Annotated in this window: 9 protein-coding genes; 2 read left to right on the top strand and 7 right to left on the bottom strand. The window is 67.4% G+C overall.

The genetic code is table 11. The annotated features are described in order from the left end of the window. Positions 1-82: 82 nt before the first annotated feature. On the bottom strand, positions 83-1,090 hold the full coding sequence (lipA, locus tag J2X42_RS09930) for a lipoyl synthase (RefSeq protein ID WP_310164661.1): 1,008 nt from the start codon (positions 1,088-1,090) through the stop codon (positions 83-85). Further along, on the bottom strand, positions 1,087-1,755 hold the full coding sequence (lipB, locus tag J2X42_RS09925) for a lipoyl(octanoyl) transferase LipB (protein ID WP_310164660.1): 669 nt from the start codon (positions 1,753-1,755) through the stop codon (positions 1,087-1,089). Before lipB ends, lipA begins: the two co-directional genes overlap by 4 nt. Positions 1,756-1,898: 143 nt before the next feature. Here lipB and J2X42_RS09920 point away from each other — a divergent pair, with 143 nt between their 5' ends. Next, positions 1,899-3,689, top strand: a complete 1,791-nt coding sequence (locus J2X42_RS09920) for a serine/threonine-protein kinase (RefSeq protein ID WP_310164659.1) — start codon at positions 1,899-1,901, stop codon at positions 3,687-3,689. A 62-nt stretch (positions 3,690-3,751) separates the two neighbouring features. On the opposite strand, the gene J2X42_RS09915 is transcribed toward J2X42_RS09920, so the two are convergent. Beyond that, a complete protein-coding gene (locus J2X42_RS09915; protein ID WP_310164658.1) occupies positions 3,752-4,639 on the bottom strand; it encodes a TIGR01777 family oxidoreductase in 888 nt (295 codons plus the stop codon). Between the two features lie 73 nt (positions 4,640-4,712). On the opposite strand from J2X42_RS09915, the gene J2X42_RS09910 reads away from it, so the two are divergent. Beyond that, positions 4,713-8,180, top strand: coding sequence for a S41 family peptidase (locus J2X42_RS09910; protein ID WP_310164657.1), 3,468 nt, complete (start codon positions 4,713-4,715; stop codon positions 8,178-8,180). A 117-nt stretch (positions 8,181-8,297) separates the two neighbouring features. Here J2X42_RS09910 and J2X42_RS09905 read toward each other — a convergent pair whose 3' ends face one another. The 4 genes from J2X42_RS09905 to lpdA form a co-directional block, all read right to left on the bottom strand. Next, positions 8,298-8,726, bottom strand: a complete 429-nt coding sequence (locus J2X42_RS09905) for an OsmC family protein (RefSeq protein WP_310164655.1) — start codon at positions 8,724-8,726, stop codon at positions 8,298-8,300. 193 nt (positions 8,727-8,919) lie between these two features. Continuing rightward, positions 8,920-9,270: a hypothetical protein gene (locus J2X42_RS09900; protein WP_131134244.1), complete on the bottom strand. Its 351-nt coding sequence runs from the start codon at positions 9,268-9,270 to the stop codon at positions 8,920-8,922. Positions 9,271-9,437: 167 nt separating this feature from the next. After that, positions 9,438-11,156, bottom strand: a complete 1,719-nt coding sequence (gene sucB, locus J2X42_RS09895) for a 2-oxoglutarate dehydrogenase, E2 component, dihydrolipoamide succinyltransferase (RefSeq protein ID WP_310164652.1) — start codon at positions 11,154-11,156, stop codon at positions 9,438-9,440. Positions 11,157-11,272: 116 nt separating this feature from the next. Further along, a complete protein-coding gene (gene lpdA / locus J2X42_RS09890; protein WP_310164650.1) occupies positions 11,273-12,655 on the bottom strand; it encodes a dihydrolipoyl dehydrogenase in 1,383 nt (460 codons plus the stop codon). Positions 12,656-12,873: the final 218 nt, after the last annotated feature.

Raw genomic sequence — 12,873 nt, 5'->3', positions numbered from 1 at the left:
CCTTAATTCTACGTGATTTATGCCTAAGGGCCGGACGCCGGATTACACCCGGTGCCGGCCCTCAGGCACTGCAGCTGTGTGGTCAGGAATGCGCCGCGAGCAGCGAGCTGGCTTCCTGGCGGGTGCTGCCGGAGGACTCGATGTGCGCGAGTTCGGCAGGGATTTCCCAGCCCTTCTTGCGCATCGCGGTGGCCCACAGGCGGCCGGCGCGGTAGGAGGAGCGGACCAGCGGGCCCGACATCACGCCCAGGAATCCGATCTCGTCGGCTTCCTGCTGGAGGTCCACGAATTCCTGCGGCTTGACCCAGCGGTCCACCGGGAGGTGCCGCTCGGACGGGCGCAGGTACTGGGTGATGGTGATCAGGTCGCAGCCGGCGTCGTGCAGGTCGCGGAGGGCTTCGGAGATTTCCTCGCGGGTCTCGCCCATGCCCAGGATCAGGTTGGACTTGGTCACCATGCCCAGGTTCCGGCCCTGCGTGATGACATCCAGGGACCGGTCGTACCGGAACGCGGGGCGGATGCGCTTGAAGATGCGGGGCACGGTTTCAACGTTGTGCGCGAAAACCTCAGGCTTGGAATCGCAGATCGCCTCAATGTGCTCGGGCTTGCCGGAGAAGTCAGGGATCAGGAGTTCGACGCCGGTACCCGGGTTGAGCTCGTGGATCTTGCGGACCGTCTCGGCATAGAGCCAGACACCCTCGTCGGCGAGGTCGTCGCGGGCCACACCCGTAACCGTGGCGTAGCGCAGCTGCATCGCCTGCACGGAGCGCGCCACTTTGGTGGGTTCGAACATGTCCACCGGGGACGGCTTGCCGGTGTCGATCTGGCAGAAGTCGCAGCGGCGCGTGCACTCTGAACCGCCGATGAGGAAGGTGGCTTCCTTGTCTTCCCAGCATTCGAAGATGTTGGGGCAGCCGGCCTCTTCACACACCGTGTGGAGGCCTTCCTTCTTGACCAGGTTCTTCAGTTGGACGAACTCGGGGCCCATCTGGACCTTGGCCTTGATCCAATCCGGCTTGCGCTCCACCGGAGTGGCCGCATTTCGCTGCTCAATGCGCAGCATCTTCCGGCCTTCTGGTGCCAGTGTCACAGTAGAGCTCCTTCGGGGCTTGATACGAGTGCTTCTTCGTGCTTGCGGAATTCTTCCGCGAGCCGGTCCGCGATATCGCCGGGGGCGATGTTTTTGCCTGCTTCGATGGACATCGTGGTGACGCCGGCATCGGTGATGCCGCAGGCAATGATCTGGGCATAGGGTGCCAGATCATTGTTGCAGTTGATGGCGATCCCGTGCATTGTGACCCCGTCCAGGACGCGGATGCCGATCGCGGCGATCTTCCGGTCCGGGCCCTTGCTGTCGGCCTTGATCCATACCCCGGCGCGTCCCTTGATGCGCTCAGCGTTGATGCCGTAGTCAGCCATGACGGCGATCATGACGGCTTCGAGCCGTTCCACGTAGTCGCGGATGCCGGACCTGTTCTTCAGCTTGAGGATCGGATAGGCGACCAGCTGGCCGGGGCCGTGCCAGGTCAGTTTGCCGCCGCGGTCCACTGCCACGACGGGTGTGCCGTCCATCGGGCGCTCGTGTTCTTCGGTGAGTTTGCCGGCCGTGTAGACAGCGGCGTGTTCAAGGATGAGGACTGTGCTGGGCGCCTCGGCAGCGACGACTTTGTCATGGAGTTCGCGCTGGCGGTCCCAGCCCAACATGTAATCAACGAAATCCGGTGCAAGACCCAGCGTGGAAAACTCAAGAGTCATGGCATCCAGCTTAGACCCCGGCCGGCGCTGCTCCCGATTTAGTGTCCAAGCTCTCACCCCGCAGGACGCCGGTCCTGCCCCCGTCCGGCTGCCGCCTGTGGATAACTTCTGCGGCGCCGGCCGGATTCCGCTAGACATAAGCCATGGCTGATTCTGCAGTTCCGGAGGTGCCCGGCTATACCGTGGGACGCGAGCTGGGCAGGGGTGGGAGCTCCACCGTCTGGCTCGTGACCGACGAGCGCACGGGCACGGACTTTGCCCTGAAGTGTTTTGTGCCCGCGGCCCCGCCGCCGGGTCCGGCCGCGGACACCGCCCCTGACGCCGCCGTCGAAAGTGGCGTCCGGCGGGAAATCCGGATCCTGTCCGCGCTGGACCACCCGCACCTCGTGAAGGCCCACGACGTGCTCCGCGTCGTACTGGACTCCCGCGACGGGCTCGGCCTGCTGGTGGACTATGCGCCGGGCGGCTCCCTGGCCCAGCTCGTGGCCAGCCGCGGGAAGCTCAGCATCGGCGAGACGGTGACGGTACTGACGCCGATTGCCCAGGTGCTGGGGTATCTGCATGCCAACGGCTTTACCCACTCGGATGTGTCGCCGGGCAATGTGTTGTTCACCAGCCACGGCAAACCGTTGCTGGCCGACGTCGGCATTGCCCGGATGGTGGGGGACGTCGCTGCCGTGCCGGGCCACGGCACCCGGGGATTCATGGATCCGGCGCCGGTGGATGCGGTGCGGGCAGGGCTGCAACCGGAGCGGGACGTCTATTCCGTTGCCGCGCTGGGCTGGTACTGCCTCACCGGGGATATCCCCGGCCGGACGTCGGACCGGCCGCCGCTGCCGCTGATCCTTCCGAATGTCCCGACGGAACTCGCCGCTGCCCTTGAGGCCGGGCTCAATGAAGACCGGCGGCTCAGGCCCACAGCCGTTGAGCTGGCCGCCGCGGTCTACCGCAGCGCCGCCCCGCTCCCGGTTGACCTGGCCGGATCAGTGCACCCCACGGTGCTGCCGGAACTCCTGACCCGCCGTCCGCTTCCCGAGCGTTCAGGATCAGGGGTCCGGGAGTCACTTCATTCCTGGCGGCGGCGGATGTCCACCTCCCGATGGTCCGGTGTCATCGGCGCAAGGCAGGTGCTGCCGTTTCCCCGCGACGGCGGGGCGGAAAGCCCGCTGCGGATCAGCGGCGCAGCGTCGCGCACTGCACCTCAGGTCAGCACGGATCCGCCACCAGCCGGCGGAGACACTGCGGGCGCAGGACCGGCACGGCCGGGCGGCCGGCATGTCGGGGCAGCCCGGCGACGGCCCGTCAACGGGTCGCGGGTCCTTTCCGCAGCGGCGTTGCTTGCTGTCCTGGCGGCAGCGTGGTGGGTCGCTGTCCCGGGTGGTACGGCGCCTGCTGGTCCGGACCATGTGCTGGCGGGCAGTGGGGACAGCCAGGACCGGGACAGCCGCTCCGTGGAGGACCCGGCCCAGGAGAACCCGGCCAGGGAGAGCCGGAGCGCCGGGCCGGCCGACGTCCGGATCCCGGACACGGTAACGGCGCAGCTGGGCTCGGCGGACCCGGGTGAAGCGGTCCAGGGCCTTGCCTCGTTGCGGTCGCTGGCGTTCAGTTCGGGGCGGCTGGAGCTGCTGGAACAGGTCAATGCGCAAGGCTCGACGGCGTCCGCCGCGGACGGGCGCATAGCCGGCCCGCTCCGTGAATCGGGCCATGTCCTGGCCGGCTTCACGAGCCTCCTGTCGGACGTGCGCGTCCATCCGGACAGCAACGAAAGCCGGGCGGTGGTGGCAGTCACCTCGGCGGCATCAGCCTATGAGGAAGTCGACCGCTCAGGAGGGCTGGTGGCCACGGGCCTCGCGGCCCCGCCACAGCAGCTCCGGCTGGTGCTTGTGCAGGTGGACGGCACCTGGCGCGTCGCCGAGATTCTGCCGGGGCTGTGACCAGGCTTCCAGGGCGGGCGGTGCGGAGTCGAAGGTTCCGGTGCGGGGGCCGGCAGAAAAGGTCAGGATGCTATCCACGCGGCCGCACGCGCTACCGAGGCGTGCTCCCAGCCGAACCCGGCACCGGCCAGGATTGCCGGGTCCATACGCTGGCTTGGCAACAGCAGCTCATCGGCCAGCTTCCCCAGGACGAGCCGCAGCACCGGGGCCGGCACACGCACGACGGCCGGACGGTGCAAGGCAGCAGCAAGTGCTGAGATCAGGGAATTAACGTCCGCGCTTTCGGGGGCGCAGACATTGACCGGTCCCGTGTGCTGTGAATCGATCAGGAACTGGAAAGCCGACGAAACATCGGGCAGTGTCACCCAGGGCCAGTACTGCCTGCCGTGGCCCAGCGGACCACCGACGCCGCAGCGGAGCAGGGGGAGCAGCCGGCCCAAGGCGCCGCCCGAGCGGCTGAACACTACGCCGGTGCGGGGCGTCACCACCCGCACGCCCGCTGGAGCCGCATGCGCGGCCGCCTCCCATTCGACGCAAAGCCTTGAGAGCACGCCCGTCCCGGCCTTCGTACCTTCCCCGAGCACCGTGCTTCCGGCATCGCCGTAGTATCCGGACGCGGACTGGCTGATGAAGGTGGGCGGCGGGACATCAAGTTGGTGCATCGCCTGCGTCAGCGTTGCGGTGGCGTCCAGGCGGGACCTGAACAGTTCCTCAATCCGGCGGCGGGTCCACGGCCGGTCGCCGATGCCCGCGCCGGAGAGGTTGATCACGGCACCGGCACCTGCCAGGGATGCCGGGTCGAGGCGGCGTGCCGACGGATCCCAGCCGATTTCCGCCGCCGACGAGGGTGCGCGCCGGACAAGGGTGACCACCTCATGGCCGGCATGCCGCAGGACGGTGGACAGGTGGGTTCCAATGAGCCCGGAGGCCCCGGCAATGACGATGCGCATGATCCATCTCACCATGCCCGGCATCGCGCGGCACCTCCGGCAGGGGGCGCGGTGAGTTGACTATGATCGACTGATGACCTCTTCGAGCTACTTCCGATTCCCGCATGTGCACGGCGATCTGGTCACCTTCGTGGCCGAGGACGACGTCTGGATCGCGCCCCTTGGCGGAGGACGGGCATGGCGCGTCTCCTCCCTCCAGCTCCCCGCGCGCAACCCCCGTTTCACGCCGGACGGCAAGCGGCTGGTCTGGACCGTCGTCCAGGGGACAGCGCCTGAGGTGGTGACCGCCGAAGTGGACGGCGGCGGCTACCGCCAGCTGACCTACTTCGGCCACGCCAGCACCCGGGTGAAGGGATTTACCGCCGGCGGCGCAGCCCTGGTCACCAGCGCATTCCGCCAGGCTGAGAGCCGGCACACGTATGCCTACAGCGTTCCGGTTGACGGCGGCTGGGCTGAGGAACTCCCGTTCGGCCCGGTGGAATCGGTGGCATTCGGGCCCGAAGTCGGCGACGAACGCCCGGTGGTCCTGGCCAGCGTCCTGTCCCGCGAGCCGGCCTGGTGGAAGCGCTACCGCGGCGGCACCGCAGGGAAGCTCTGGATCGATTCCGACGGCAACGGGGAGTTCGAACGCCTGGTCCCGGAGCTGGACGGCAACCTCACGGATCCCATGTGGGTGGACGGGCGGATCGCCTTCCTGTCCGACCACGAAGGGTTCGGGAACCTGTACTCGGTCCTGCCGGGCGGCGGCGACCTGCGCCGGCACACCGACCATGAGGACTTCTACGTCCGGCACGCAGCCTCCGACGGGCAGCGGATCGTGTTCGAGTCCGCAGGCGAACTCTGGGTCCTGCACGACCTGCGTTCGGACGCCGTGCGGCTGGACATCTCCCTCGGCTCGGCCTCCCAGTCCCGGCGTCCGGGCCTGCTGAAGACAGAAAAGCACCTCGGAGCGGTGGTTCCCGACGCGACCGGCTCCGCCAGCGCCGTCGAGGCCCACGGCACCATCCACTGGATCCGCCATAAGGACGGTCCCTCCCGCGTGGTTGAGGCCACGCCTGGGGTCCGCGCACGGCTCCCGAGGCCGCTCGACGGCGGACGCCTCGCCTACATCGCCGATCACGACGGTGTCGAGGCGCTGTACATCAAGGAAATCGCCGCACCGGTGCCCGGACCGGCCGCGACAGCTGAAATGGCACCCGCGCCGGTGCCCGCTGACGCGCCCGCCGATGACGCCGCGGCGTCCCTGCCGCGGCCGGTGCCGGCGGCAGGCGCTGCTGTGGCAGCCCCTGCCGCGCCGGTCACGGCCCCCGTGGGCGATGACTCCCGGGCCGACGTCGCACCCGTAGCTGACGGGACGGCGGAGGAACCCACCACGGGCACGGCACCCACGCGCATCGCGTTCTCCAAGCCCGCCCGCGCCAGCTCAATGGAAGCGAGCCCCGACGGCCGGTGGCTCGCGGTGGGGACGTCCTTCGGCGACGTCTACATTGCGGACACCGCCACGGGTGAACTCTCCCTCGTGGCAAGCATCGGCGAAGGCACCATCTCGGAGCTGAGCTGGTCAGCCGATTCACGGTGGCTGGCGTGGTCTGAACCCGTCACGTCCTTCGGTTCGCGCAGCAGGCTTCGGCTGGTCCAGGCCGGAGCCAAGGACGCTGCGGTAATTGAGGTCACCGACGGCCGCTTCTGCGACAAATCGCCCGGCTTCACTCCGGACGGCAAGTTCCTCGCCTTCCTCTCCAACCGCAGCTTCGACCCGGTGTACGACGGCCACTCCTTCGACCTGTCGTTCCCCAGCCCCATCAAGCCCTACCTGGTGGCCCTGGCCGCCGACACGCCGTCCCCGTTTGGCCCTGCTGTTGACCTGGACGGCGCAGGCGTTGAGCCGGAGGGCACAGACGCCGCCGGTGCCCCGGAAGTACGGGTTGATGCGGAAGGCCTGGCACACCGGGTCATTGGCGTGCCGGTCCCGCAGGGCAACTACTCTTCGCTCCGGGCCGCGGACGGGGCCCTCCTATGGCTGGATTGGGCCCTCACCGGTGTCACCGGCGACGGCAAGGCCAGCCAGGAGGACAAGGACACGCCGCCCAGCCTGGTCCGCTTTGACCTTGCACGGCGGAAAACAGTGACCCTGGTGGACGCCGTGGACAGCTACCGGCTTTCGGGGGACGGCAAGAAGGTTGTCCTGGTCCGGGACAAGAAGGTCAGCGTGGTCCCGTCGGGCGCGAAGGCCGACGAGGAGTCCGGGCAGCTGGTCAAGGTGGACCTCGGCCGCATCCGGGTGATGATGGACCCGCTCAGCGTCTGGGGCCAGGCATTCGATGAAGCCTGGCGCCTGCAGCGCGACTTCTTCTGGGCCGAAGACATGGCGGGCCAGGACTGGGACTCCGTCCATAAGCGCTACCGTCCCCTGGTGGACCGGCTCGGCTCCCATGACGACCTTGTGGACCTGCTGTGGGAACTTCACGGCGAGCTCGGCACCTCGCACGCCTACGTCCGGCCTGCCGCGGTGACGGAGAACGGCAGCAACGGCCAGGGGCGCCTGGGCGCCGATCTTGCCTTCACGGCCGCCGGATGGGAGATCACGCGCATCCTGGCCGGCGAGTCCTCGGATCCGCTGGCAACGTCCCCGCTGACCCGCCCCGGCGCCGGCGCCAAGGCGGGGGACCTGCTGCTGGCCATCGACGGGGTCCCGCTCTCCGCAACGGTAACCCCGGCCATGCAGCTGGTGGGTGCGGCGGGCCGCGCCGTGGAGCTCACCCTCAGCAACGGTGCCGGCCACGGCCCTGACGCCGGGATCCAGCGGCGCATCGCCGTGGTCCCGGTCAAGGACGAGGAGCGGCTGCGCTACCAGGAATGGGTTGCTGCGAACAGGCGTACGGTGCGTGAGGCATCGGGCGGTGCGTTCGGCTACCTGCATATCCCGGACATGATGGCCAACGGCTGGGCCCAGCTGCACCGGGACCTCGACACCGAAACGGCGCTGGACGGGCTGATCGTGGACGTCAGGCGCAACCGCGGCGGGCACACGTCCCAGCTGGTCGCGGAACTGATCGGCCGGAAGGTCACCGGCTGGAGCATGCCCCGCGGCGAGGCGCCCCGCACTTACCCGCATCACGCCCCGCGCGGGCCGGTGATTGTCCTCGCTGATGAATTCGCCGGGTCCGACGGCGACATCATCACCCAGGTCTCGAAACTCCGCGGCATCGGCCCGGTGATCGGTACACGGACCTGGGGCGGCGTCGTCGGGATCGACAACAGGTACTCGCTGGCGGACGGCACCGGCGTGACCCAGCCCCGGTACGCCACCTGGTTCGGCGGAGGTGTGGGCTGGAGCGTCGAAAACTACGGTGTGGACCCGGACATCGAGGTGGCCTACCCGCCGCACGCCTATGCCGCAGGCCAGGATCCCCAGCTGGAATACGGGATCGGCGCACTGAAGGAGATGGTCCAGGAACTGCCCACGGACCGCCCGCCCGTCCGCGAAGGCTACCGCCGGCTCAAGCCCGCTCCGCTGCCCGCGCGGCGGCACGGCGACTGACGCCCCGCCCGGAGCTCAAAAGGCTGCGGGCACGCAACAGGCCCTGCTCCCGACGGTAATCCGGCGGGAGCAGGGCCTGTTGTTTTCAGCTGCTAAGAGCGCCGCTGCCTGTCTGGATCAGGAAACCAGTGTTGCGTCCAGGGTGATGTCGATGCTGGCCAGCGCGCCGGACACGGGGCAGCCTACCTTGGCTTCGGCGGCGATCTTTTGGAATTCCTCTTCGGAGATACCGGGAACCTTGGCGGACATGGTCAGGTGGCTGCCGGTGATGCCGGTGCCGGGAACGAAGGTCACGGCCGCTTTGGTGTTGACTTCCTCCGGGGCGTGGCCGGCGCCGGCAAGGGCGTGGCTGAACGCCATCGAGAAACAGCTCGCGTGGGCCGCGGCGATCAGCTCTTCCGGGCTCGTCTTGCCCTCGGCGGCTTCGGTGCGCGCCTTCCAGGTGACCTCAAATGTGCCCAGGCCTGAGCTGTCCAGCGTGGTCTGACCCGAACCGGAAATCAGGTCGCCGTTCCATACTGTGTGTGCGGTGCGTGTTGCAGCCATGTCCACTCCTCAAAGGTAGATTCGAACCGGGACCGGCTCCTGCCAGGGCCCCGCCGGTTCCCATCCTAGGGACTCTGCGGCGCCCATGCACGGGCTGTCCGCTCTCAGTGGATTGTGACCGCCCAGCGTAAACAGCGACGGCGCCGCTCCCGGGCAAGGGGAGCGGCGCCGTCGTGGTGTGTTGGGTAAGGGGTCAGTTCCACAAGGTGGCGATTGCCACGTTGAGGAGCGCCAGCCCGCCCACGCTGTGGGCGAGGCCCTTGCTGATGTCCTCGCCCTTTTTGTACTTGCGGCGTCCGATGAAGGCCAGGACGCCCACGGCCAGTGCGATCGCGAACTTGATGCCCAGTTTGAAGTAGTTCGCGTCCATGTCCAGGGCGGGGATCAGGCCCATCATCACGATGCCGGTGATGAGCTGGAGCGCCGCGCCGTCGAACTGCCGGGGGTGGACCGTGGGCTTCTTCATGTTGCCGATCCAGATGCCGACGATCATGGCGGCGCCGACGATGTGCAGGAAGACCATGATGTTGTAGACGATAATCATGGCAACAGTCTAGCCAGACGTTCTACGCCATGTAGTAAGGCTGGCCGTGCCGTTCCGTGTGTCGCGCCGGCGGTTCCGGCCGGGCACTTAAAGCGCGAGGGCGGCGCACGCGTTCCGGTGGTTTCCCGCCGGTGCGTGCACCGCCGTCGTACGTTCCGGCCCTGGGGTTAGAGTCCCAGGTCAGCCTCGAAGGCGCCTTCTTCAAGGCGGGCCTTCAGGGTCTGCAGGAAACGGCCTGCGTCTGCGCCGTCCACCAGGCGGTGGTCGTACGTCAGGGACAGGTACATCATGGAGCGGATGGCGATCGAGTCGTCACCGTTCTCATCGGCCACCACCACGGGACGCTTGACGATCGCGCCGGTGCCCAGGATGCCAACCTGCGGCTGGTTGATGATCGGGGTGTCGAACAGGGCTCCGACCGAACCGATGTTGGTGATGCTGAACGTGCCGCCGGACAGCTCGTCCGGGCCGATCTTGCCGTCGCGGGTGCGGCCGGCGACATCGGCGATCTTGCCGGCCAGGCCGGCCAGGTTCAGGTTGCCGGCGTCGGAGATGACCGGAACCAGCAGGCCCTTGTCAGTGTCCACGGCGATCGCCAGGTGCTCGGCGTTGTGGTACGTGATTTCCTGCTTGTCCTCGTCGTACGCAGCGTTGAGCTTCGGGTGCTGCTTGAGGGCCTCAGCCACTGCCTTGGCAATGAACGGCAGGAACGTGAGCTTGACGCCGTTCTGGGCCTGGAACGAGTTCTTGGCCTTGAGACGCAGCTTGGCGATCTTGGTCATGTCCACTTCGTGCACCTGCGTGAGCTGGGTGGAGACCTCGAGGGACTCGCGCATGCGGCGGGCGATGACCTGGCGGATGCGGGGAGCCTTCTGCGTGGTTCCGCGCAGGGAGGACGCAGCCGGGCCGGCCGGGGCAGCCGATGCGGCCGGTGCTGCCGGAGCCGCGGCGGGAGCAGCCTTGGCTTCTGCTGCGGCGATCACGTCCTGTTTGCGGATGCGGCCGCCGACACCGGTGCCGGACAGCGAGGAAATGTCCACGCCCTGCTGGTTGGCGAGCTTGCGGACCAGGGGGGTGACATAGCCGGACTCGGAGCCCGACGCGGCCGGAGCTGCCTCAGCCGTTGCCTTCGGAGCTTCTGCCTTCGGTGCCTCTGCCTTGGGTGCTTCAGCCTTCGGTGCCTCAGCCTTGGGTGCTTCGGCGGGAGCCGGGGCTTCGGCCTTGGCGGCCGGGGCCGGAGCGGCGGCGGGCGCTGCCGCGGGGGCAGCGGCACCGGAACCGATGACGGCCAGGACGGAGCCTACCTCGGCGGTTTCGTCTTCGTTGACCCGGATTTCCTGCAGCGTTCCCGCGACAGGGGAGGGGATCTCGGTGTCGACCTTGTCGGTGGAGACCTCAAGGAGGGGCTCGTCCACCTCGACGGAGTCGCCTACTGCCTTCAGCCAGCGGGTTACGGTGCCTTCGGTGACGCTTTCGCCGAGGGCCGGGAGGGTGACCTCGTGGCTTTCGCCGCCGGTTGCCGCGGGTGCGTCAGCTGCGGGAGCCTCTTCAGCCGGTGCGGCCGGGGCCTCGTCGGCGGGGGCTTCTTCGGCAGCGGCGGCGGGAGCTTCTTCGGCCGGCGCTGCTGCCTCGGGGGCTGAGGATCCTGAACCATCACCGATGCGAACCAACGGAGCGCCGACTTCGGCGGTCTCATCTTCGGCAACGAGGATTTCCTCGATGACGCCGGCTATGGGAGAGGGGATTTCAGTGTCTACTTTGTCGGTGGAAACCTCGAGCAGCGGCTCGTCCACCTCTACCCGGTCACCTACCTGCTTGAGCCAGCGGGTGACGGTTCCTTCGGTGACGCTCTCACCGAGGGCGGGCAAGTTAACGGATTCAGACATGTCGTCCCCGTTCTCCTTATTGATCTTTTTGTGCGGATGATTGCTGGCTTGTTCGAGCTTAGTGCACCCGGCGGATCATGCCCGGTGCACTAAGCCCTGTTGTATTGCGGGGCTGCTTAGCCGTGGAGGGCTTTGCCTGCCAGGGCGAGGTGGGCCTCGCCCAGTGCCTCGTTCTGGGTGGGGTGGGCGTGCAGCAGCTGGGCCACATCCTCCGGGTATGCTTCCCAGTTCACGATGAGCTGGGCTTCACCGATCTGCTCGCCCATGCGGGAGCCGATCATGTGGACGCCCACTACGGGGCCGTCCTTCTGGCGGACGAGTTTCACCAGGCCGCCGGTGCCCAGGATGGAGCTCTTGCCGTTGCCGGCGAGGTTGTACTCCTGGATCTGGATCTGGTCGTCGCCGAATTTTTCCTTGGCGGCCTTCTCCGTGTAGCCCACGGTCGCGATTTCAGGTTCGCAGTAGGTGACCTTGGGGATGTTGACGTCCTCGACGATGACAGGCTTCAGGCCTGCGATCTCCTCGGCGACGAAGATGCCCTGCTGGTATCCGCGGTGTGCCAGCTGCACGCCGGGAACGATGTCGCCCACGGCGTAGACGTTGCCGACGCCCGTGTGGAGGCGTTCGTTGGTGATGACGAAGCCGCGGTCGATGGTGATGCCCGATTCCTCGTATCCGAGGTTGGCGGTGACGGGTCCGCGGCCGACGGCGACCAGGAGGTATTCGGCTTCGAACGTCTGGCCGTCCACGAGGGTGACCTTGACGCCGGTGTCGTTCTGCTCGACGCCCTGGAAGAAGATGCCGGTGGAGAACTTGATGCCGCGCTTCTTGAAGGCCCGCTCGAGGTTCTTGACGATCGCCGTGTCCTCGTTGGGGACCAGGGAGGGCAGGCCTTCGACGATGGTGACGTCGACGCCGAAGGACTTCCAGACCGAAGCGAACTCGACGCCGATGACGCCGCCGCCGAGCACGATGGCGCTCTTGGGGATGGAGTCCATCTTCAGGGCCTCGTCGGAGGTGATCACGCGGCCGCCGATTTCCAGTCCCGGGAGTGAGCGGGAGTAGGAGCCGGTGGCGAGGACGATGTTCTTGCCCTTGTAGGCGGTGCCGTTCACCACAACGGTGTCGGTGCCCTGGAGCTTGCCTTCACCTTCGATGACGGTGATGCCCTTGGACTTGATCAGGCCCTGGAGGCCCTTGAACTTGCCGGCGATGATGCCGTCTTTGTAAGCGTTGACAGCGTTGATGTCGATGCTGTCCAGGGTGACATTCACGCCGTACTTGGCGGAGTCGCGGGCGTGGTCGGCCAGTTCTGCCGAGTGCAGCAGGGCCTTGGTGGGGATACAGCCGTTGTGGAGGCAGGTGCCGCCCAGCTTTCCCTTCTCCACGAGGCCGACGGTGAAGCCAAGCTGTACGGCCCGCAGGGCGGTGGCGTATCCGCCGCTGCCGCCACCGAGTACCAGGATGTCGAATTCTTGCGCAGTTGCCTGATCGGCCACTTAGACGCTCCCTCGCGTGAACGATGACGCGAGCGTACGCATCATCTGGTCTTGGAACTTGTACTGCCGTGATTATGCCAGCAGGCAGGTTCTCTTGCATTTGTGACTACCGTGGTTCACCTTAGCGAACCACTTATCCATGCTCCACCTTGGCGCCGTGTTTGTGGAGCGCTTGTGGTGAGTGTCACGCGGCTTTGTGTCCAAGGATTCACTGAGGT

Source organism: Arthrobacter sp. BE255 (assembly GCF_031457335.1).
Taxonomy (GTDB): domain Bacteria; phylum Actinomycetota; class Actinomycetes; order Actinomycetales; family Micrococcaceae; genus Arthrobacter.
Note: the sequence above shows the minus strand (reverse complement) of the source record. Positions and strands in the feature narration are given on the sequence as shown.

Coding starts and splice junctions, on each gene's coding strand:
- lipB (WP_310164660.1), bottom strand. CDS start 1,755: ATGACTCTTGAGTTTTCCACGCTGGGTCTTGCACCGGATTTCGTTGAT.
- J2X42_RS09920 (WP_310164659.1), top strand. CDS start 1,899: ATGGCTGATTCTGCAGTTCCGGAGGTGCCCGGCTATACCGTGGGACGC.
- J2X42_RS09915 (WP_310164658.1), bottom strand. CDS start 4,639: ATGCGCATCGTCATTGCCGGGGCCTCCGGGCTCATTGGAACCCACCTG.
- J2X42_RS09910 (WP_310164657.1), top strand. CDS start 4,713: ATGACCTCTTCGAGCTACTTCCGATTCCCGCATGTGCACGGCGATCTG.
- J2X42_RS09905 (WP_310164655.1), bottom strand. CDS start 8,726: ATGGCTGCAACACGCACCGCACACACAGTATGGAACGGCGACCTGATT.
- J2X42_RS09900 (WP_131134244.1), bottom strand. CDS start 9,270: ATGATTATCGTCTACAACATCATGGTCTTCCTGCACATCGTCGGCGCC.
- sucB (WP_310164652.1), bottom strand. CDS start 11,156: ATGTCTGAATCCGTTAACTTGCCCGCCCTCGGTGAGAGCGTCACCGAA.